Source organism: Candidatus Paceibacterota bacterium, assembly GCA_028718635.1.
GTDB lineage: Bacteria > Patescibacteriota > Minisyncoccia > Phycocordibacterales > UBA9973 > UBA9973.
Genome location: JAQULK010000001.1, coordinates 448815 through 466966 on the forward strand (window position 1 = coordinate 448815; position 18152 = coordinate 466966).

At 35.9% G+C, this 18152-nt stretch carries 21 protein-coding genes; 16 read left to right on the plus strand and 5 right to left on the minus strand.

The window, feature by feature from the left end:
* The first annotated feature begins 51 nt into the window (after nt 1–51).
* The 5 genes from mraZ (at nt 52) to PHT16_02450 (ending at nt 4960) form a co-directional block, all read left to right on the plus strand.
* Nucleotides 52–495 (plus strand): division/cell wall cluster transcriptional repressor MraZ, encoded by a 444-nt coding sequence (gene mraZ / locus PHT16_02430; protein ID MDD5721277.1) that lies wholly within the window; start codon nt 52–54, stop codon nt 493–495.
* A gap of 1 nt (nt 496) precedes the next feature.
* Nucleotides 497–1393 (plus strand): 16S rRNA (cytosine(1402)-N(4))-methyltransferase RsmH, encoded by an 897-nt coding sequence (gene rsmH / locus PHT16_02435; protein ID MDD5721278.1) that lies wholly within the window; start codon nt 497–499, stop codon nt 1391–1393.
* A 50-nt stretch (nt 1394–1443) separates the two neighbouring features.
* Nucleotides 1444–1803: a hypothetical protein gene (locus tag PHT16_02440; GenBank protein MDD5721279.1), complete on the plus strand. Its 360-nt coding sequence runs from the start codon at nt 1444–1446 to the stop codon at nt 1801–1803.
* On the plus strand, nt 1793–3511 hold the full coding sequence (locus tag PHT16_02445) for a penicillin-binding protein 2 (GenBank protein MDD5721280.1): 1719 nt from the start codon (nt 1793–1795) through the stop codon (nt 3509–3511). The genes PHT16_02440 and PHT16_02445 overlap by 11 nt, the downstream gene beginning before the upstream one ends.
* 126 nt (nt 3512–3637) lie before the next feature.
* Complete coding sequence (locus tag PHT16_02450) at nt 3638–4960, plus strand: Mur ligase family protein (protein ID MDD5721281.1); 1323 nt, start codon at nt 3638–3640, stop codon at nt 4958–4960.
* Nucleotides 4961–5423: 463 nt separating this feature from the next.
* Here the strand turns inward: PHT16_02450 and PHT16_02455 are convergent, their stop codons facing one another.
* A complete protein-coding gene (locus PHT16_02455) occupies nt 5424–5675 on the minus strand; it encodes a hypothetical protein (GenBank protein ID MDD5721282.1) in 252 nt (83 codons plus the stop codon).
* A 53-nt stretch (nt 5676–5728) separates the two neighbouring features.
* Between PHT16_02455 and PHT16_02460 the strand changes: the two genes are divergently transcribed.
* Entirely contained in the window at nt 5729–6157 is a 429-nt protein-coding gene (locus tag PHT16_02460) for a DUF4396 domain-containing protein (protein MDD5721283.1), read from the plus strand.
* Between the two features lie 9 nt (nt 6158–6166).
* On the opposite strand, the gene PHT16_02465 is transcribed toward PHT16_02460, so the two are convergent.
* On the minus strand, nt 6167–6745 hold the full coding sequence (locus PHT16_02465) for a carboxypeptidase-like regulatory domain-containing protein (GenBank protein ID MDD5721284.1): 579 nt from the start codon (nt 6743–6745) through the stop codon (nt 6167–6169).
* Nucleotides 6746–6859: 114 nt separating this feature from the next.
* Between PHT16_02465 and msrA the strand changes: the two genes are divergently transcribed.
* The 3 genes from msrA to PHT16_02480 all read left to right on the plus strand — a co-directional run bounded on the left by msrA (nt 6860) and on the right by PHT16_02480 (nt 8600).
* Nucleotides 6860–7345, plus strand: a complete 486-nt coding sequence (gene msrA / locus PHT16_02470) for a peptide-methionine (S)-S-oxide reductase MsrA (GenBank protein ID MDD5721285.1) — start codon at nt 6860–6862, stop codon at nt 7343–7345.
* Between the two features lie 19 nt (nt 7346–7364).
* A complete protein-coding gene (locus tag PHT16_02475) occupies nt 7365–7904 on the plus strand; it encodes a hypothetical protein (GenBank protein MDD5721286.1) in 540 nt (179 codons plus the stop codon).
* 228 nt (nt 7905–8132) lie between these two features.
* Complete coding sequence (locus PHT16_02480; protein ID MDD5721287.1) at nt 8133–8600, plus strand: Gmad2 immunoglobulin-like domain-containing protein; 468 nt, start codon at nt 8133–8135, stop codon at nt 8598–8600.
* Between the two features lie 6 nt (nt 8601–8606).
* Here PHT16_02480 and PHT16_02485 read toward each other — a convergent pair whose 3' ends face one another.
* On the minus strand, nt 8607–9662 hold the full coding sequence (locus PHT16_02485) for a DNA recombination protein RmuC (GenBank protein ID MDD5721288.1): 1056 nt from the start codon (nt 9660–9662) through the stop codon (nt 8607–8609).
* Nucleotides 9663–10017: 355 nt separating this feature from the next.
* On the opposite strand from PHT16_02485, the gene PHT16_02490 reads away from it, so the two are divergent.
* On the plus strand, nt 10018–10674 hold the full coding sequence (locus PHT16_02490) for an NYN domain-containing protein (GenBank protein MDD5721289.1): 657 nt from the start codon (nt 10018–10020) through the stop codon (nt 10672–10674).
* Nucleotides 10675–10786: 112 nt separating this feature from the next.
* Here PHT16_02490 and PHT16_02495 read toward each other — a convergent pair whose 3' ends face one another.
* Nucleotides 10787–11518, minus strand: coding sequence for an exonuclease domain-containing protein (locus PHT16_02495; GenBank protein ID MDD5721290.1), 732 nt, complete (start codon nt 11516–11518; stop codon nt 10787–10789).
* A gap of 225 nt (nt 11519–11743) precedes the next feature.
* Here PHT16_02495 and PHT16_02500 point away from each other — a divergent pair, with 225 nt between their 5' ends.
* From PHT16_02500 to obgE, 4 genes are all read left to right on the plus strand, one after another.
* The gene (locus PHT16_02500) at nt 11744–12193 is read left to right on the plus strand and encodes a GatB/YqeY domain-containing protein (GenBank protein ID MDD5721291.1); all 450 of its coding nucleotides are present in this window, start codon (nt 11744–11746) and stop codon (nt 12191–12193) included.
* Between the two features lie 132 nt (nt 12194–12325).
* Nucleotides 12326–12931, plus strand: coding sequence for a VTT domain-containing protein (locus tag PHT16_02505; protein MDD5721292.1), 606 nt, complete (start codon nt 12326–12328; stop codon nt 12929–12931).
* Nucleotides 12915–13817, plus strand: a complete 903-nt coding sequence (locus PHT16_02510; GenBank protein MDD5721293.1) for an MYG1 family protein — start codon at nt 12915–12917, stop codon at nt 13815–13817. The genes PHT16_02505 and PHT16_02510 overlap by 17 nt, the downstream gene beginning before the upstream one ends.
* 96 nt (nt 13818–13913) lie before the next feature.
* Nucleotides 13914–14951 carry a GTPase ObgE gene (obgE, locus tag PHT16_02515; protein MDD5721294.1) on the plus strand — a complete coding sequence of 346 codons (1038 nt, stop codon included), beginning with the start codon at nt 13914–13916 and terminating at the stop codon, nt 14949–14951.
* A gap of 45 nt (nt 14952–14996) precedes the next feature.
* Here the strand turns inward: obgE and PHT16_02520 are convergent, their stop codons facing one another.
* Nucleotides 14997–15671, minus strand: a complete 675-nt coding sequence (locus tag PHT16_02520) for a response regulator transcription factor (GenBank protein MDD5721295.1) — start codon at nt 15669–15671, stop codon at nt 14997–14999.
* Between the two features lie 89 nt (nt 15672–15760).
* On the opposite strand from PHT16_02520, the gene gatB reads away from it, so the two are divergent.
* A complete protein-coding gene (gene gatB, locus PHT16_02525; GenBank protein ID MDD5721296.1) occupies nt 15761–17242 on the plus strand; it encodes an Asp-tRNA(Asn)/Glu-tRNA(Gln) amidotransferase subunit GatB in 1482 nt (493 codons plus the stop codon).
* 40 nt (nt 17243–17282) lie between these two features.
* Nucleotides 17283–18149 carry a class II fructose-bisphosphate aldolase family protein gene (locus tag PHT16_02530; protein ID MDD5721297.1) on the plus strand — a complete coding sequence of 289 codons (867 nt, stop codon included), beginning with the start codon at nt 17283–17285 and terminating at the stop codon, nt 18147–18149.
* Nucleotides 18150–18152: the final 3 nt, after the last annotated feature.

Consider the following 18152-nt stretch of genomic DNA (forward strand, 5'->3'; position numbering starts at 1 on the left):
ATTTAACAGGGTAAAGATTTTTATGTTCACTTTCCTCTCTAAAAATCATTTATGTTAATTGGCGAATACATACACACAATAGATGAAAAGAATAGAATGTCTTTGCCAGCAAAGTTTCGCAAAGAGCTCGGCAAGAAAATAATTATCACCCCAGGACTCGGACAATGCTTGTTCATTTTTACAAGTAAAGAATGGGAAAAAGTAAGCAAGAAACTTTCTGATTCAGACAACGACCTTTCATTTTTAAAAGCAGATCAAAGAAATTTTAATAGATATATGTTTGGACGGGCGGCAGAAATAGAGATAGATTCGATCGGCAGAATTTTGATTCCAGATTTTCTGAAAGAAAGAATCGGACTCAAAAATACGGCAGCGATCGTGGGAGTCAAAGACAGAGTAGAAGTTTGGAGCGAGAAGAAGTGGTCAGAGGAAAAAGCGTTAGTAGAGAAGCAAGCAGAAGCATTAGCAGAGAAGCTCGGAAACGACGGAAAATAAGATGGCCTCGCCTATAGGACAACGGCCGAAGGAGAGTATACACCAGACAGTTCTTTTAAATGAAACAATAGAAGGTTTGAACTTGAAAATAGATTCTGTCGTTTTGGATTGCACTTTTGGGGGAGGCGGACATAGCCTCGAGATCTTAAAAAGATTTCCAAAAGTGAAAATTATTGCGCTTGATCAAGACAAAGGTGTGTGGAGAAATAATGATAAGAGAATTTCTTTTCATAATGAAAATTTTTCCAATCTAGATAAAGTATTGAAGGAAGAAAAAGTGGATGGCATTATCTTTGATTTAGGTTTGAGTTCTGACCAATTGGAAAATTCTGGACGAGGATTTTCTTTTATGAAAAATGAGCCTTTGCTTATGACCATGAAAGAAAATCCTCAGGCAGAAGATCTCACTGCGATGGATATCGTAAACACATGGAATGAGAAAAGTTTGGCTGACATTATTTATGGTTACGGAGAAGAAAGATACAGCAGAAGGATAGCCAAAGGAATCGTGGAAGCAAGAAAGAAAGGAAAGATAGAGACGACCTTCGATTTAGTAAAGATAATCAGCGAGTCAGTTCCAGCATCATATAAAAGAGGGAGATTGCATCCAGCCACCAAAACATTTCAAGCATTACGAATCGCAGTCAATGATGAGTTAGGAGTTTTAAAAGATGGTTTGGAAAAAGGATTTGGCAAATTAAAGACGGGTGGAAGGATGGCAGTAATTTCTTTCCATAGCCTAGAAGACAGGATAGTAAAAAGATTTTATAAAGAATTAGAAAAAGAAGGAAAAGTAAAATTAATAAATAAGAAAATCATTTTAGCAAGCGATGAAGAGTTAAAAAATAATCCCCGATCAAGAAGCGCAAAATTAAGAGTTATGGAAAAAATAAAATAATGAGACAAGCAACCTTACAATTAAAAACACGAATATCCAATGTAAATATTATGAACAATAATATTGAAATTAAAAAAAATATTTTGTATACAATGATCTTTATTTTTGCGGGTTTGGCGCTTTTTTATGTATTTATTTTGGGAAACATGGTTTTCAACATTGTGGAAAGAAGAAATTTAGAAAAAGAAATGCTTTCTTTGTCCAATGAGGTGGGCAACTTACAAGTTTCTTATTTAGCTGTTTCAAATAGTGTTGATATGAATCTTTCATCTTCTATGGGATTTAAGGAAACCAAGGCAACTTTTGCCACTCGAAAAACCCTCGGCCGTAGCCCTACGGGCGAGGCTCTCGGATTCAATGCAAGCAGTGATCATCTTGGAAACGTAAAATTTGCCAATAATGAAATCTAGTTTTGTTTTTAGATCCAGAATAATTCTTCTTTTTGTTTTGATTTTTGCCGGTGTGCTCGTAACAAAACTTTTTTTTGTGCAATTAGTACATAGCAATACTTATTCAGAAACCGCAGATCGCCAATATTCCACGCCTTCATCCAATATTTTTGAACGCGGAACTATTTATTTTGTACGCAAAGATGGAGCGCTTGTTCCGGCTGCGATCCAAACTGCCGGTTTTAAAATGGCTATCAATCCAAATAAAATTACCAATGGAGAAGCTGTCTATAAAAAATTATCAAAAATAGCAACTTTTGATTACACGAATTTTATATTAAGAGCAGGACAAAAGAATGATCCATATGAAGAGATAGCGAACCATCTTTCTAAAGAACAAGCTGATGCCATCTCAGCATTAAAAATTCCCGGAGTAAATATTTTTAAAGAAAAATGGCGTTTTTACCCTGGAGGCAATTTGGCTGCGCACGCGCTCGGCTTTGTGGGGTATAAAGGTGATGAATTGGGAGGGCGTTATGGGCTTGAAAGGCAATATGATTCCATCCTTGCCCGAAACGTGGACAATCCTTATGTTAATTTTTTTGCTGAAGTTTTCTCCAATATTAATGAAACTTTGTTTGAAAAAAATAAAGTGGCAGAGGGGGACATCGTGACGACAATCGAGCCTCAAGTTCAAAGTTTTTTAGAAAAAAAATTGGCTGAAGTAAAGAATAAATATCAGATTGATTCTGTCGGTGGAATAATTATGAATCCTATGGACGGATCCATCTATGCGCTCGGAGCGCTACCTTCTTTTGATCCGAATAATTTTGCTCAAAATAAAACTGTCTTAGTTTTCTCGGATCCATTAGTAGAAAATGTTTTAGAGTTTGGTTCCGTGGTTAAACCTTTAGTTATGGCATCTGCTCTGGACGCAAAAGTAGTCACTGCCAACACGACGTACAACGATAAAGGCGAAGTTACTGTCGAAAAACACCAAATATTTAATTTCGATAAAAAAGGCAGAGGCCTAGGCACTACTATGCAGGATGTTCTTAATCAATCTCTCAACACCGGTATGGTTTTTGTAGAACAGAAATTAGGTAAAGTAAAATTACGCGATTATTTATTGAGTTTTGGCATTAAAGATAAAACTGGGATAGATCTGCCGAATGAAACCTCGGGACTTGTTTCTGGGATACTGACTAGTCCTCGCGAGATCGAGTATGCCAATGCGGCTTTTGGACAAGGAATTGCTTTTACCCCATTTGAATTAATTCGAGCTTTAGCCTCTCTTAGTAATGGCGGTAATTTAGTTACTCCTCATCTTGTTTCTGAAATAAAATATACTGATGGGACTTCTAAGAAAATTACTTATTCGGCAATTCCTACAAAAATTACCAAAGCCTCCTCGGAAGAGATAACCAGAATGCTGGTGCAAGTTATGGATAAAGGAATAGCTGGAGATTCGAAAAAACTTGAGCATTTTAGCGTAGCAGCCAAGACAGGTACGGCGCAAGTTGCGGATAATCTAAATGGAGGATATTATAAAGATAGGCATAACCATTCTTTTGTAGGTTATTTCCCCGCTTACGATCCTAAATTTATAGTTTTTCTTTATGCCATAAATCCTAAAGGGGTGCTTTATTCTGCTACGACTTGGACGGATCCTTTTTTGGAAATTGCGAAATTTTTATTAAATTATTACAATGTTCCGCCGGATAGGTAATAGGATATGAATCCCGAACGAAATCGCGGACGCATAAAATAAATAAATTTATGAAATTGATTAAAGATATTTTTAATAGTAAAACAAAGGAAAAAGCGTAAGCGTACGCGTCCTATTTCGTACGGGATGAAAACAACTTTCAAAAAAATAATAGTTTATATTTTAAGAATAGAGTCGGAGCTAGTGCTTTTAAAATATAAACCTAAGATCATAGCCATCACCGGATCAGTGGGAAAAACTTCCACCAAGGACGCAGTCTTTGCTGTCCTTTCAAAAATATCCCATGTACGAAAAAGTGAAAAAAGTTTTAATAGTGAGATAGGTTTGCCTCTTACCATTTTGGGTGTTCCGAATGGGTGGAACAATCCGCTTATCTGGCTTTTAAATATATTAAAAGGGTTGTGGCTTTTTCTCAATCCTTTTAATACTGACAAATATCCCAAATGGCTCGTGCTTGAGGTCGGCATAGGGAAGCCTGACGATATGAAAAAGACAGCGTCCTGGCTTAAAACTGATGTCGTGATTATGACAGCGATAGGAGACACGCCTTCACATGTTGAGTTTTTCAATTCACACAAGCACCTCGTGGAAGAAAAAAGTCTGTTGATAAAAACCTTAAAAAAAGACGGTCTTTTGTTGTTAAACGCAGATGATCCGACGATCTTGGAAATGAAAGAAAAAAGCAAAAATCTTACTGTCACCTATGGATTTAAAGAAGGCGCTGATGTTTTGGGTTCAGGAGATACTATTTTTTACAACAAAGACAACAAACCCGAAGGAATAATATTCAGAGTAGATGTAGAAGGCAAGAGTTTGCCTATCGTAATAGAAAAAGTTTTTGGAAGAAATCATGTCTATGCGGCTCTCTCCGCTTTGGCATTATCCTTTGGCTTGAAATTTAATATGATGACAGCGGTAGATTCGCTCAAAGATTATGACGTGGCGCCTGGGCGAATGAGACTGCACAATGGGATAAACGGTAGTTTGATCATTGATGATACTTACAATTCTTCTCCCTTTGCTTGCGAGTTTGCGCTTAGAACTTTGGGACAGATAAAAATAGAAAAAAATAAAAACGAAAAGGGGAGGAGGGTGGCTGTTTTGGGTGATATGCTCGAACTCGGCAAGCATACCAGTGAAGCTCATAAAAATATTGGGAAAATTGCCAAAGATAACGTAGATATTTTAATTGTTGTGGGTCCAAGAGCAGAAAAGATAAAAGAAGGGGCGATAGAAGCAAGAATGAATGAAGAAAGTATTATTCAATTTTTAAATTCACGTGAGGCAGGGAATTTTATAAAAACTTTTGTAGAGAAAAATGACATTGTGCTGGTAAAAGGTTCGCAAGGGATGCGTATGGAGCGTGTCGTCGAGACTATTCTTTTAGATCAAGAAAATAAAAGCAAATTATTAGTGCGCCAAGAGAGAGAGTGGCTGGAGAAGAAATAAAAAAGAGGGCCAGCTATACGCTAACCCCCAAAGTGCTCCTCACCACTGAGGAGGGGATACTGAAATTCAAGACTTTGGAGTCGAAGGACGATCGGGCTCAGGCAGATTTGCATATCTGCATAGCTGCCTCATTGGATTTTCTGGAAACAGACTGTACATGTACCTCGTACAGCCCTTATCCTGACCCAGTGCCCGTTTTATCTCTAAAACGAACACTTTAAAAGTGGGTACAATTCCCCACTTTTCATGATAAACCAAAAGAAAATTAAGTATCTCTAAGTGGTCTATCGTAAGATCTAAACCGTCCGCCTTGGCCAACTTAATGGCCAAATCTAAATCAAAATCAGTCGGCATACTCACACTCACTCCACCTCCTTTCTTTTCCTTCCTAAGAAGGAAATATTATTTTTTTGCTACATTATTGTCTTTTTTGAGATTACGCCTAAGTATGAAGAAAGTCAAATCAGATCTCCCCGATAAATTCTTTTATTTTATTCTCGATTTTTTCTATTTTCTCAACCAAATGAGGGTGTTTGTGTAAATATCTTTTTAAAATAGTGTTGGTTTGGGGAAAATAAAAAGACAGTAGTAAAAATCCTATTATCAAAAAAAGAATTCCTTGCAAAAGAGGTACTACTAAACCAAGCAATCCAAGTAGAATAAAAAATATTCCAAGACCCAAGATTATTATTTTTTTGATTTTCTTTTTCATCATAAATTTAATATAACATGAAAATATGATATTATCATTAAAACTTATTATTCAAAATGAGATTGGATCAGCTTACAAAATTAGCTATACGCCACACCTTGCACTGCCTATTTGGTTGTTCAATAGGGGAAATGCTAGGTATGTCCATAACGACCTTGCTTGGCTGGGCAGTATTCGCGAAAGTGATTTTTTCTATACCGCTCGCATTCTTTTTCGGGTACCTTCTTACATCTTGGTCGCTTAAAAAGAGTGGTATTTCCTGGCGTCATGCTATCAAGACCGCTTTGTCTATAGACACCGTCTCTATACTTTCCATGGAGGCTGTTGACAGTACTTTTCTGCTTTTCATTCCGGGTGCAACAAACGCACACCTTGGAGACTCGCTCTATTGGTTTAAATTATTGGCTTCACTCGTAGTCGCCTTTGTTATCACTATTCCCGTCAATCGTTATTTCATCTCCCGTAAAAGCGATCATAAACATTAAAAGATTTTTTTATCTTATACCTGTATCGCAAGAAATAGTTGTTGTGGTAAAAGTATTTGCGCTTACAGTGATTTGAGGATGATCGCATCTTGGTAGAGTGCCTTCTCCGGCGACTAAGGTATAGTCTCCGGGCGGTAGGGAAACTGAGAAAATTCCTTTTGTGTCACTGGTAGTCGTTGCAAATGAATGAGCGAGATCGCTTGCTTGAAATACAACAATGTTAGTTTTAAATGGCTTGTCGGCGCAATTTGGATCTGGAGGAATGTGCTCGACTGGGCATGTCGGGCCCAACACGACTTTTCCTTTCACTCCTGATTTATACGGAAGAATATTCTTTGTTCCATTATTATTGTTTGCGGGAGCAGCCTCGGGGCAAACAGCAAAGTCGCAATTTAATCCCATACGTCCCACATAAGAACCATCTGGGCAGAGTTTCGCTTCCATCGTGCATGCGACATGGTTAACTGGAATGGCATTATTTTTTTTATTGCTTTTTGCCAAGATACTGCATACTATAGTACATACAATAAACGCCAAGATTAAGAGCGAGATTGATATGTATAAAAAACGTTTTTCAAAATTTTTCATAATTAACTATAATGATGACACTAAAGCCAAAACTTTTCAACTGGCAAAATTTTCAATCAAAAAAAAAGTGTTTTAATAACAAATTAATGATATTATGCTTAAATAAATAATAAGATGATTAAAAAAATTATATTAGCGGGAGGATGTTTCTGGGGATTGCAGGATCTGATACGAAAACAAGCAGGTGTCGTGAAAACGCGTGTGGGATATACCGGTGGAAAAGTAGGAAATCCAACTTATCGAAATCATGAGGGTCATGCGGAAGCAGTAGAGATAGAATATGACACAGAAAAAACTTCTTATAAAAAATTGCTGGATTTTTTCTTTCAAATTCACAATCCTACGACCTTAAACCAGCAAGGGAATGACAGAGGGACTTCATATCGCTCCGCGATATTTTATAGCAATGAAGAGGAGAAAAAAGAAGCAGAAAATTTTATAGATATCGTAAATAAATCAAAACGCTGGAAAGATCCTGTGGTTACAACTCTTGAACCATTGGGTGATTTTTACGAAGCGGAGGAATATCATCAAGATTATTTACAAAAGAACCCTGGCGGATATTCTTGCCATGCCATTTATTTTGATAGTTATCTGTGACGTATGGTAGAATCACTTTATGAAACTTTTAATACTTTTTGGTCCTCCAGCGGTGGGGAAAACTACAGTAGGGAAGATAATAGAATCAAAATCAGATTTTAAGCTTTTTCATAACCACATGGCTTTGGATGGCGTTATGCATCTATTTGGAGTTGGAACTTCTTCTGAAAATAAACTGAGCAGGATCATTCGAGAGAATATAATAAAAGAAGCTGCAGAAAATAAAATTAATCTTATCTTCACTTATGTTTGGGATTTTGGACAAGAGAGGGGAAAGAATAATATAGATTTTTACAAAAATATTTATGAATCTGCCGGAGGTAAAGTAATCTTTGTGGAATTAGTTGCGCCGCTTTCAATTCGAGCAGAACGCGCAGATAATCCAATGCGTGGTGTAGAAAAAAAGTATGCGCCAAATAAAGAACACGTACTTGCTCTAGAAAATACTCTTAATTTTACCAGCCCAACTCCTTTTTTCTATCCCAATTACACAAAAATCGACACAGAAAACAAAACACCAGAAGCTATCGCGGAAGAAATTCTACCTTTGCTTTTATAGCATAAGGAATCTGTGACTCTACTGGGAATCGCACCCAGATTTGAAGCTTGAGAAGCTTCCGTCCTGACTATTAGACGATAGAGCCTAAAGAAACTTACTTGGGAAAATATAGCATTTTTCATCAAAAAACTAAAGAAAATTAAAACTAAAGGCTAAATAATAATTCCGCTAGGAAAGACCTAGCGGTAGAGTAATAACAGTTTTTACCGCTCATGTTATAATCATCATATGAAAAAATTTATATCGGTGATAATTATTATCATTATTTTAGTAATTATGGCTTTGGTCTGGCAGATTAATGTTAAAAAAGAAACGACCATGGAGCCGAGCCTGGTAAGTAATATGGATACAGGAAACGCTGAACAGAAAAAAGATCTTATTCGCGTATTTTCACCCCAGCCAAACGATGTGATAAAAAATTCAATCGACATAAAAGGCGAGGCGAGAGGGAATTGGTTTTTTGAAGCTTCTTTTCCTATTAAATTAATTAACACCGAAGGCAAGGAAGTTCCGCTTTCTCAAGGTTATATTATGACTTCAGCAAATTGGATGACGACCGATTTTGTTCCTTTTGAACAAGTTGTCACTTTCCATACACAAAAAGCCGGGAAGGGGAAACTAATCCTAATGAAAGACAATCCATCTGGACTTCCTCAAAATGCTGATGAACTCGTCATTCCTATTTCATTTGAGTAATAAAATTTAGTCTCCTGATTTTGGCTTCTCCACTTCAAGAAGCGCTAGCTCGGGTGAAGCGCCGGCTATGCGAAGCACATCTTTGTCTATCTTTTTTAGTTCTTTATTTGAAGCGTTGTAGTGGTTCACCACTGTGCCCAGGGCATTGCCGAGCTTGTTGTGATATTCATCATAAGATTTTAAATGTTTGCCGAGGTCTTCTACTTTTTTAATTATTTCTTTAGCGGACTCTTCTATTTGCAGAGCCTTGAGTCCTTGCAGGACAGTTTGCAGATAAGCAAGAAATGAAGTGGGGGAGGTGATAATGACTTTGTACTTTCCAGCCGCGCGTTGGATTAGGTTCTCATTATCGTCACTTGCGCCGACCTTATTGGTGATCAAATCATAGTAAATGGCTTCGTGGGGGATAAACATAAATGCAAAGTCAGTAGTGCCTTTGGTGGGCTGGATGTATTTTGATGTTTCAGTAATGCGATTTTTTAAATCATTTACAAAAATTGTTTCTAGTCTTTTTTTCTCGGTGCCGTCATGTTCCTCGGCCATTTTGTTGTAATTTTCTAAGGAGAATTTTGAATCGATAGGAATGATTTTATCTTTCACAAAAACAACTGCGTCCACGATGGTTCCATCGGGGAAAGCATACTGCATCTGATAGCTTCCAGGAGGCAATACATTTTTCAAAACTGTTTCTAAATAATATTCGCCTAAAATTCCGCGTTGTTTTGGATTTTTTAAGATATTTTCCAGGCTTTGGAGCTGGTCAGCGAAGGAGATGACTTGCTTGTTTGTCTCGTCCAGACGGGTGAGTCTCTCTGTGACGTCCCGAATTATTTTATTTGATTCAGAAGAATGGAACTTCAAACTTTCATTGACCTGTTTGTGGGACTCGCCGATCTTGCTATCTACAGTTCTAGAAAGTTCATTTATTTGCGTCAAGATAAGATTCAATCCGATGTCGTCTTTTCCATTTATGTTCTTTTTTCTATTATTAAGGTAAAGCAAGAAAAAAATAATAGTTATACAGACAATTATTATAATTATTAAAAAAATATTTTCTTCCATATTAGTAATTTTAGCATTTTTAATTTATAAACAAAAACTCTGGCCTTATGCCAGAGTTGCGTAGTCTTCTAAAGACTAAAGTTTTTGTAGTGGGTACGTCTTTGAAAGGTCTTTGGTTAAAAGTAGGATCCAACCATTCCTAAACAGTTGGCAGAAAACCTCAAACTCATATTATAAGTATGTAATTACTAATCCCCATACAAGTGAGTTGCCTCACACATTCGCAGTCGTCAGCATAGCTGGCTTTACTTCAGGGCTATACGCCTGTACAACTACTATTGTAAAATAAGTATGTTTTTTTGTAAAGGTGGATAACTTAAATTATTTATATAACCAGTGTGTTATGATTGCATTTATGGATTTATTTGAATTTAAAGATAAACATTTTCAAGAGGCTTATTTATTTGATCCAAAAGAATACGGGAGAATTTTTTCTTTTGTAGATTTTGCTAACGTAAGGAATTGGGCGAAAGTTTTTTGGAAAAAAGAAAATAAAGAATATTTAAAAAAAGAAATTGATATAGAAAAAATTCATAAATTAATTAATCATATTAAGGCAAGCAAAAAATATTTTTATTATGGGCATTATAAAGAGCATATAGATTTACCTGAGGAACATACTTTAAATTTGAAATATCGCCAATCAATATTTCGTATAGATAAAGCTAGAAAATGTGGTTTCAGAGTTCGTACTAAAGATATAAAAGAAATAAACAATTTTGATGAAGATGGTAAATTTTTAGGAAAAATAAATAAATGTAACTTTGATGTAGAAATGACAATGGACATAATACAACAAATGGAAAAATACGATACAATATTTCTTTGGTCTGGAGATAGTGATTTTCATACCCTTTTACAATATTTAAAATCAAAAAAGAAAAAAGCTATTGTTATTTGTGCTAGGGATTTTGTTAGCGAAGAACTTAAGATGAATTGTGATAAATATATTCCAGCTGATTCTTTAAAAGATCATTTAGAGTATGTAAAAACAAACTCGCCCAAGCGGTAAAGCTTGGGCGAGGCATAAATACAATCCTAATATCCTATAGGCGAGGGTAATTTTCATTACAAGTTTAGTATAATATATTTGTTGTAAAAAAACAACAATATGTGGATAACTATTATTTTTCTAAATAATGCTTCAAAGTGTAAATCCAATCTTCGTCTATGCCGTCGCCGTTTAATTTTTGGTCTAAAAGCCATTGCAAATAGCCTCTATCTACTTTTATTACATCCTCAATTCTTTTACCATTATGTTTGCCGAATTTGAAAGTGTGCAAAAGGGAAGGATGCGAAGAAATTTCTATCATTTTATTTATAACTTCCTCTTCTGTAAGTTCTTTTTCTTTCTCTGTTAGCATCTTCGACATTTTATTTTTCAATCTTTCGAAAAGTTTTTCTAACACTAAAACATCCCCCATAGCATCGTGGGCAGTGGCTTCTACTTCGATATCCAACAAATAGCGCAAATATTGCAGAGTGTACCGGTCAATTTTTTCTTCTTTATCTAAATATCTGGCGAGCCTTAGAGTGCAGATGAAATTTTTTGGTTCTATACTTTCTTTTTTAATTATTGCCAAATCGAAGGGGGCATTGTGGGCAACGACAACAGAATCTTTGTCTTCAAAAAGTTTTTTAATTATTGCCTGATCAGTGCTTTCTTTAAAAGTAGGTTTATCAGCTACCATTTTATTGGTGATGTGGTGCACAGCTGAAGCCTCCGGAGGAATCTTTATTTCAGGCTTATAGAGGCCTGTAAAACTTTCGTCTTTGCTTTTATAGGCGATTTGAACCAAAAAATCCTTTTCTGTATTGCCTGTGGTTTCTGTATCAAAAAATATCAACTTAGACATCCCATTAAAAATTTTAATTAATAATCTATATCATTATAACATGTTTTTTGAATTTCTAACGGGACAGGTAGTGCTATTTTAGCATACTTCTGGTATGATTTATATAGATTTATAAAATATCAATTTTTCTTCGGTACGGATTTTTTTCTGTTGAAAAAAATCCTGAAGTTCTCGCGCCGTCGCGCTCGAAACCCCTTCAAAAATTATATTTTATAAATTTTTGTTATGTTACACGAACAAATAAAAAATGGAATAAAAGAAGCGATGATGGCAAAGGATGCTTTACGGCTGAAGGCTTTTCGCGCGATGTCCTCGGCCTTTACAAATGAACTGGTAGCGAAGAATAAAAAACCGCAAGACATGCTTTCGGATGAAGAAGCCTTGGCGGTGATTACCAGGCTGGCAAAACAGAGGAAAGACTCTATCGAGCAATTTAAAAAAGGGAATCGAGAGGATTTAGTAAAAGAAGAACAAGAAGAGCTCTCTATTTTAGAAACTTATTTGCCAAAATTGATGGAGAAGAGCGAAGTAGAAAAAATAGCGCGAGCTAAAAAAGACGAGCTCGGAATTACCGATGCTACAAAAAAAGGAATGCTGATGTCTGCTTTAATGAAGGATTTAAAAGGAAAAGCAGAAGGATCGATGGTGAAAGAGGTCGTTGATTCTTTATTTTAAATAAAAATTAATGAGTAAGGCGAATATAATTTTTTTTACCCTGTTAAATAACTTTTGCTTCGCAAAAGTTGCCCAAAGGGCATTTAACAGGGTGTCGATTTTAATAGTCACTGCGTTCCTTTCAAATCAGCCATGCATACAGTCAACCTTTTAACCAGTTTAGTAGAGAATCATCAAGTTCTCGCTTATCTTTTAATTTATGCCGGATTAATTTTTGAAGGAGAGTTTTTTGTAATATTTACTGGAATTCTGGCTCATATTGGCGCCTTGAATTTTTATTTTTCTTTACTGTTTATTATTTTGGGTTCAATAACTAAAACTTTTATCGGGTATGCTTTAGGAAAATATTTATTTAAAAAATTTAATTATAATAATTTTTTTAAATATATTCAAAAACGTGTTTATAATGTTTTGCCAAAATTTAAAACGAAACCTTTTTGGTCTATTTTTGTTTCTAAATTTATAATTGGTGCCAATAATTTGGTTATTATTTTTTGCGGTTATGAAAAGATAAATTATAAGCAGTTTTTAAAAGCTGAAATTTCTGCTACAGTTGTTTGGGCGCCTCTTTTATTGTCGCTTGGTTTCTTTTTTGGCTATACTGCATTGCATATCAGCCACGAGATTTGGAAATTCTCAGTAGTGGTCCTTGTATTGTTCATGTTATTTGTATTTTTTGACAAGTTAGTCACTTGGCTTTACGAAATATTTGAGGAATTTTATGACAAAGATAAATAAATTAATTACACACAACGGGTCCTTTCATGCAGATGATGTTTTTGCCTGTGCTGTATTGTGTTTACTGGTGGAGAAAAAAGGCGAAGAATGTGAAATCATCCGCACGAGAGATGAGGAAATAATCCAGTCTAGCGATTATGTTTTTGATGTTGGAGGGATATACGACGCAGAGCAAAACAGATTTGACCATCATCAAATAGGCGGGGTGGGGAGTAGGGGAAATGGCATTGAATATTCATCTTTTGGCTTAGTGTGGAAAAAATTCGGCGAAGAACTTTGCGGATCGCAAAAAGTGGCTGACACAATAGATCAAAAATTAGTTTCTTCCGTTGATGCGCATGATAACGGTATAAATTTATACAAAAATAATTTTGAAAATGTTTTTTCTTATAGCGTAAATGATGTTTTGTCTATTTTTTCAGGAACAGCTTTGGAAAAAGACGAAAAAGACGAACAGTTTTTACAGGCTTTAGAGTGGGCAAAAAAAATCCTAGAAAGGGAAATTAAAAAAAATAATGATCAAATAGAGATTACAAAAATAATCCAGAATTATTACAAAAACAGCCAGGATAAAAGAGTGGTGGTCATAGATAAACCAAAAGTTTCCAGGCATGAAATTTATGACGCCTTGCAAAATTTTCCTGAACCGCTTTTTATTGTTTATGGTGATAAAGAGGATTGGGGAGTAGTGGCAATGAGAAAAGAAATAAATAGTTTTAAAAATCGAAAAGATTTTCCTGAGAGCTGGGCTGGCTTGCGCGATCAAGAACTACAAAAAGTCACAGGAGTTTCTGATGCAATATTTTGCCACAGAAATGTGTTTTTAGCTGTTGCTAAAACAAAAGAGGGAGCTATTAAATTAGCAGAATTGGCACTTTTAGGGTAAAATAAAGAAAATCAAAAATTTTAGAGCCTTCGCCCTCGGAGTCATAAGGACAGGGGACCAACACGACTCTTAAAATTTTTATTTTCTTTATTTTATATGGCATTTATTGATGAAATGAAAATTGAAGCGTCCGCCGGACGGGGCGGAAATGGTGTCGTGCGCTGGCGCCAGGAAAAATTTATACCCAAAGGCGGACCTGCAGGAGGAGACGGCGGCCGCGGGGGAGATTTCTTTGTACGGGCTGTACGCGATATTCATATACTTTCAAAATACAAAGCAAAAAAAAGTTTTACGGCCGGGCGCGGAGAGGATGGCGGAAATAAAAGCTTGCATGGCAAAAATGGCGAAGACTTTTACCTTGATTTACCGATTGGTTCAATAATTACAAATCTTGAGACTGATGAGAGCTGGCAACTCGCATCTGAGGGAGAGAAATTTATGATCCTAAGAGGCGGTTACGGCGGTTTCGGAAACGAGCATTTTAAAAGCTCTACTAATACGACCCCAAAAGAATCACGTGAGGGAGCGGAGGGTGAAAAAGGAAATTTTAAAATAGAGTTGGAGCTTTTTGCAGATGTGGGTTTTATCGGGCTTCCGAATGCGGGGAAAACTTCTCTACTGAATTCACTGACCAATGCGGAAGCGAAGGTGGGAGATTATGCTTTTACCACTCTTGATCCGAATCTAGGGGAATTTTACGGTTATATTATTGCTGATATTCCTGGAATCATTGAAGGAGCTTCAGAAGGCAAAGGTCTAGGTGTTAAATTTTTGCGCCATATTAAACGCACAAAAATGCTTGCACATCTAATATCCTTTGAGAATTTAACCAAGGGCTCGGCTGGCATGATGAAAGTCTACAAAGAAATCCGCAAAGAGTTAGAAAAATATGATAAAAAATTAGGCTTAAATAAAGATGGTGAAGAGAGTTTGGCTTCCAAGAAAGAAATAATAGTTCTAACAAAAAGCGATGTTCTTCTTCAGCAAGGGGAGTCCTTGCTGAAGACAATAGAAAAAGAAGTGAAAAAATTCGAAAAGATCAGCAAAAAAGTTTTTGTAATTTCTTTATATGATGATAAGTCAGTGAAGAAATTCAGGGATGAATTAATAAAGATTTTAAAGTTTCACTCTTAAGAAAAAGCTGAAGAAAATTTAATTACTTTTTCCTCCTTAAAAAGGTCAGACTTTTAATTTATACCCCACTCCGCGAATAGTTTGAATTAATTTGTTCTTCCTGCCTTTGTCTATTTTGTTTCTCAATCGATTGATATAGACATCGACGCTATTGGAAAAAGAATTTTGATCAAAATCCCAAATATTATCTACTAGATTAACTCTTTCTATTACTTGATTCGGACGGCGCATAAAATATTCCAGAAGCCTGAATTCCTTTAGGGTAAGGTTTAAGTCTTTTTTGTTTCTGAAAACTTTTTTATCACTTGGGGATAAAACCAGATCGCTGACTTTCAATTCGACAGGCAGAGAAACTTTTGGTCTGCGGGTTAAAGCTCTGATTCTAGCTAATAATTCGGTAAGTTCGAAAGGTTTTGACATATAATCGTCTGCACCTATGTCTAGCAATGATACTTTGCTGACTGAATCGCATTTTGCGGTTAATACCAGAACAGGAGTATGAATATTCATTTCTCTCATATTGTGGCAAATTTCCTTTCCTGATTTTAAAGGAAGCATCAAGTCTAAAATTATTAGATCATAATCTTGATGATGTAAAAAAATACGATTTTCACCAGATTCTCCGTCTGTTAAATAGTCCACAGCATAACCTTCAGATTCCAAACCTTTTTTGATAAGCTTGGCTAGATTTTCCTCATCTTCAATGATTAAAATCTTCATGTAAATATTCTAACAAGAATATAAAACTTTTTCAAGAGTGCGTTCAAATTAATTAAATGTGATATTATGTTAAGATAGTACATATTGTCATGATAAAAAAATATTATCCAACAATTGGTCTTGAAGTGCATGCGGAATTAAAAACACAAACGAAGATGTTCTGTGGCTGTAAGAACGATCCAGATGAGGTAAAACCAAATGTAAATATCTGCCCAGTTTGCATGGCGCACCCCGGAGCCTTGCCGGTGCCGAATAAAAAAGCGATTGAGAATGTGATAAAAGTTGGACTTGCTGTAGACGGCAATATTGCGGACTTTTCAGAATTTGATCGCAAAAATTATTTTTATCCGGATATTCCGAAAGGCTATCAGATTTCTCAATACAAATATCCGATAGTTTCTGGTGGAAGATTAGCCGAAATGGATATTACTCGAATACATTTAGAAGAAGACACAGCGAATAACAAACACAGAGATAGTGTGTCGGACGTTGGACGTCCGAAATTCGGACGTCCAACGTCCGACGGGGAAGGATACTCCTTGATTGATTTCAATCGCGCTGGAGTGCCCTTGATGGAGCTTGTCACTGAACCGCATACTTTTGAAACAGCCGAAGAAACCGCCAAAAAAGCCACCAAATTTGCAAAAGAATTACAACTTGTTCTTTGGTATTTGGGAGTCTCAGAAGCGAATATGGAAAAAGGTGAAATGCGTGTAGAAGCGAATATTTCAATTTCAAGAGACCAGAAATCTCTTGGTACAAAAGTAGAAGTAAAAAATTTGAATTCCTTTAGGAGTGTCGAGCGCGCTGTTAAATACGAGATAGATAGAATGACGGAGCTTTTGGATAGTGGAAAAGGCGCAGAGATAGTGCAAGAAACCCGCGGATGGGATGAGAATAAACAGAAAACTTTTTCTCAGAGGAAAAAAGAAGGAAGCGCAGACTATAGATATTTCCCCGATCCTGATTTACCGAAAATGAAATTGCATGAAGCGTTCAATTTAGAGCAAATAAAAAAAGAATTGCCGGAATTGCCATCCGGGAAGCGATCCAGATACAAAAGTGATTTTGGAATAAAAGACGAAGATATTGAGGTCTATATAAATGATCCAGCACTTGGTTTCTGGTTTGAAGAGGTGGCTAAAATTTTAGTTGATAAGAATAAAATAAAAACAGCCTCAAATTATATAACTTCAGACTATATAGGAATAAAGAAATCAAATGCGGAAGCAAGGCTTCCGCAAGTAAATAATTTTGTGGAATTGATAAATTTAGTCACGGAAAATAAAATCTCTTCTCGGGTGGCAAAAGATATTTTAGCTATGATTGTGATAAAAGATGAGTCACCACTGAAAATTGCAACTGAGAAAAATTTAATTCAAAGTAATGACGAAGGAGCGCTTAAAATAATAATAGAAAAAATAATAAATGAAAATCCTGAAGTAGTTGCTACTTATAAAGCTGGTAAAGAAAATGCCATTATGTCTCTCGTTGGGAAAATAATTAAAGAATCTAACGGTTCCGCCAATCCTCAAATTGTTATTAAATTATTAAAAGAATTATTAAAATAGATTAACCTGAATGTCAAAGGTTCCCTTTGACATTAACACTATGAAAACTTTACGCGAATATATAAAAGAAGCAGAAGAAAAAAAAGTAGCCATAGGGCATTTTAATATTTCAAATCTAGAAGGTTTTCATGGTGTTTATAATGCGGCGAAAAGCCTAAATGTGCCGGTCATCATCGGTCTTTCTGAAGGAGAAGAAGAATTTATCGGGAGAGAAGAAGCTGTCGCTTTGGTTTCCACTATTCGTGAACGAGATAATTTTCCGATATTTTTAAATGCTGATCATCATCACAGTTTTGGTTCTGTAAAAGCTTGCATTGATGCCGGTTTTGATTCTGCGATTATTGATGGAGCAAAGTTAAGTTTTGAAGATAATGTAAAAATTACAGAAGAATGCGTGGATTACGCCAGAATGATTAGGAAAGAAACAGGCAAAGATATTTTAATAGAGGCAGAGCTCGGTTATATTGGCGAAGGCTCAAATATAAAGGACACAATTCCGGAAGGTGCTGGAATTTTCACCAAGACAGAAGATGCAAAAAAATTTGTGGAAATGACGGGGATGGATATGCTTGCGCCATCCGTCGGCAGTATTCATGGATTAATAAAAAACGAGCAACCTCATATCGATGAAAAACTTGTTGCCGAGATAAAAAAAGCAACAGGAATCCCGTTAGTATTACATGGCGGGTCAGGATTGAGCGACGAAGATTTTACCAAAGCTATTGCGGCAGGTATTTCGATAATCCACATTAGTACAGAGATTCGTTTAGCATATGACGAAGCGCTCAAAAAGTCCTTGTCCGACAATCCGCAAGAAACTACTCCTTACAAAATACTCGAACCAGCCGTGAAGGCGATAGAAAAAATAGTGGAAGCGAGATTGAAACTTTTTAATGGAATAAAATAATAA

Coding starts and splice junctions, on each gene's coding strand:
- PHT16_02455 (MDD5721282.1), bottom strand. CDS start 5,675: ATGATGAAAAAGAAAATCAAAAAAATAATAATCTTGGGTCTTGGAATA.
- obgE (MDD5721294.1), top strand. CDS start 13,914: ATGGCATTTATTGATGAAATGAAAATTGAAGCGTCCGCCGGACGGGGC.
- PHT16_02475 (MDD5721286.1), top strand. CDS start 7,365: ATGAAACTTTTAATACTTTTTGGTCCTCCAGCGGTGGGGAAAACTACA.
- PHT16_02520 (MDD5721295.1), bottom strand. CDS start 15,671: ATGAAGATTTTAATCATTGAAGATGAGGAAAATCTAGCCAAGCTTATC.
- PHT16_02450 (MDD5721281.1), top strand. CDS start 3,638: ATGAAAACAACTTTCAAAAAAATAATAGTTTATATTTTAAGAATAGAG.
- PHT16_02490 (MDD5721289.1), top strand. CDS start 10,018: ATGGATTTATTTGAATTTAAAGATAAACATTTTCAAGAGGCTTATTTA.
- PHT16_02480 (MDD5721287.1), top strand. CDS start 8,133: ATGAAAAAATTTATATCGGTGATAATTATTATCATTATTTTAGTAATT.
- gatB (MDD5721296.1), top strand. CDS start 15,761: ATGATAAAAAAATATTATCCAACAATTGGTCTTGAAGTGCATGCGGAA.
- PHT16_02500 (MDD5721291.1), top strand. CDS start 11,744: ATGTTACACGAACAAATAAAAAATGGAATAAAAGAAGCGATGATGGCA.
- PHT16_02445 (MDD5721280.1), top strand. CDS start 1,793: ATGAAATCTAGTTTTGTTTTTAGATCCAGAATAATTCTTCTTTTTGTT.
- PHT16_02485 (MDD5721288.1), bottom strand. CDS start 9,662: ATGGAAGAAAATATTTTTTTAATAATTATAATAATTGTCTGTATAACT.
- PHT16_02460 (MDD5721283.1), top strand. CDS start 5,729: ATGAGATTGGATCAGCTTACAAAATTAGCTATACGCCACACCTTGCAC.
- PHT16_02440 (MDD5721279.1), top strand. CDS start 1,444: ATGAACAATAATATTGAAATTAAAAAAAATATTTTGTATACAATGATC.
- PHT16_02505 (MDD5721292.1), top strand. CDS start 12,326: ATGCATACAGTCAACCTTTTAACCAGTTTAGTAGAGAATCATCAAGTT.
- PHT16_02510 (MDD5721293.1), top strand. CDS start 12,915: ATGACAAAGATAAATAAATTAATTACACACAACGGGTCCTTTCATGCA.
- PHT16_02465 (MDD5721284.1), bottom strand. CDS start 6,745: ATGAAAAATTTTGAAAAACGTTTTTTATACATATCAATCTCGCTCTTA.
- rsmH (MDD5721278.1), top strand. CDS start 497: ATGGCCTCGCCTATAGGACAACGGCCGAAGGAGAGTATACACCAGACA.
- mraZ (MDD5721277.1), top strand. CDS start 52: ATGTTAATTGGCGAATACATACACACAATAGATGAAAAGAATAGAATG.
- PHT16_02495 (MDD5721290.1), bottom strand. CDS start 11,518: ATGTCTAAGTTGATATTTTTTGATACAGAAACCACAGGCAATACAGAA.
- msrA (MDD5721285.1), top strand. CDS start 6,860: ATGATTAAAAAAATTATATTAGCGGGAGGATGTTTCTGGGGATTGCAG.
- PHT16_02530 (MDD5721297.1), top strand. CDS start 17,283: ATGAAAACTTTACGCGAATATATAAAAGAAGCAGAAGAAAAAAAAGTA.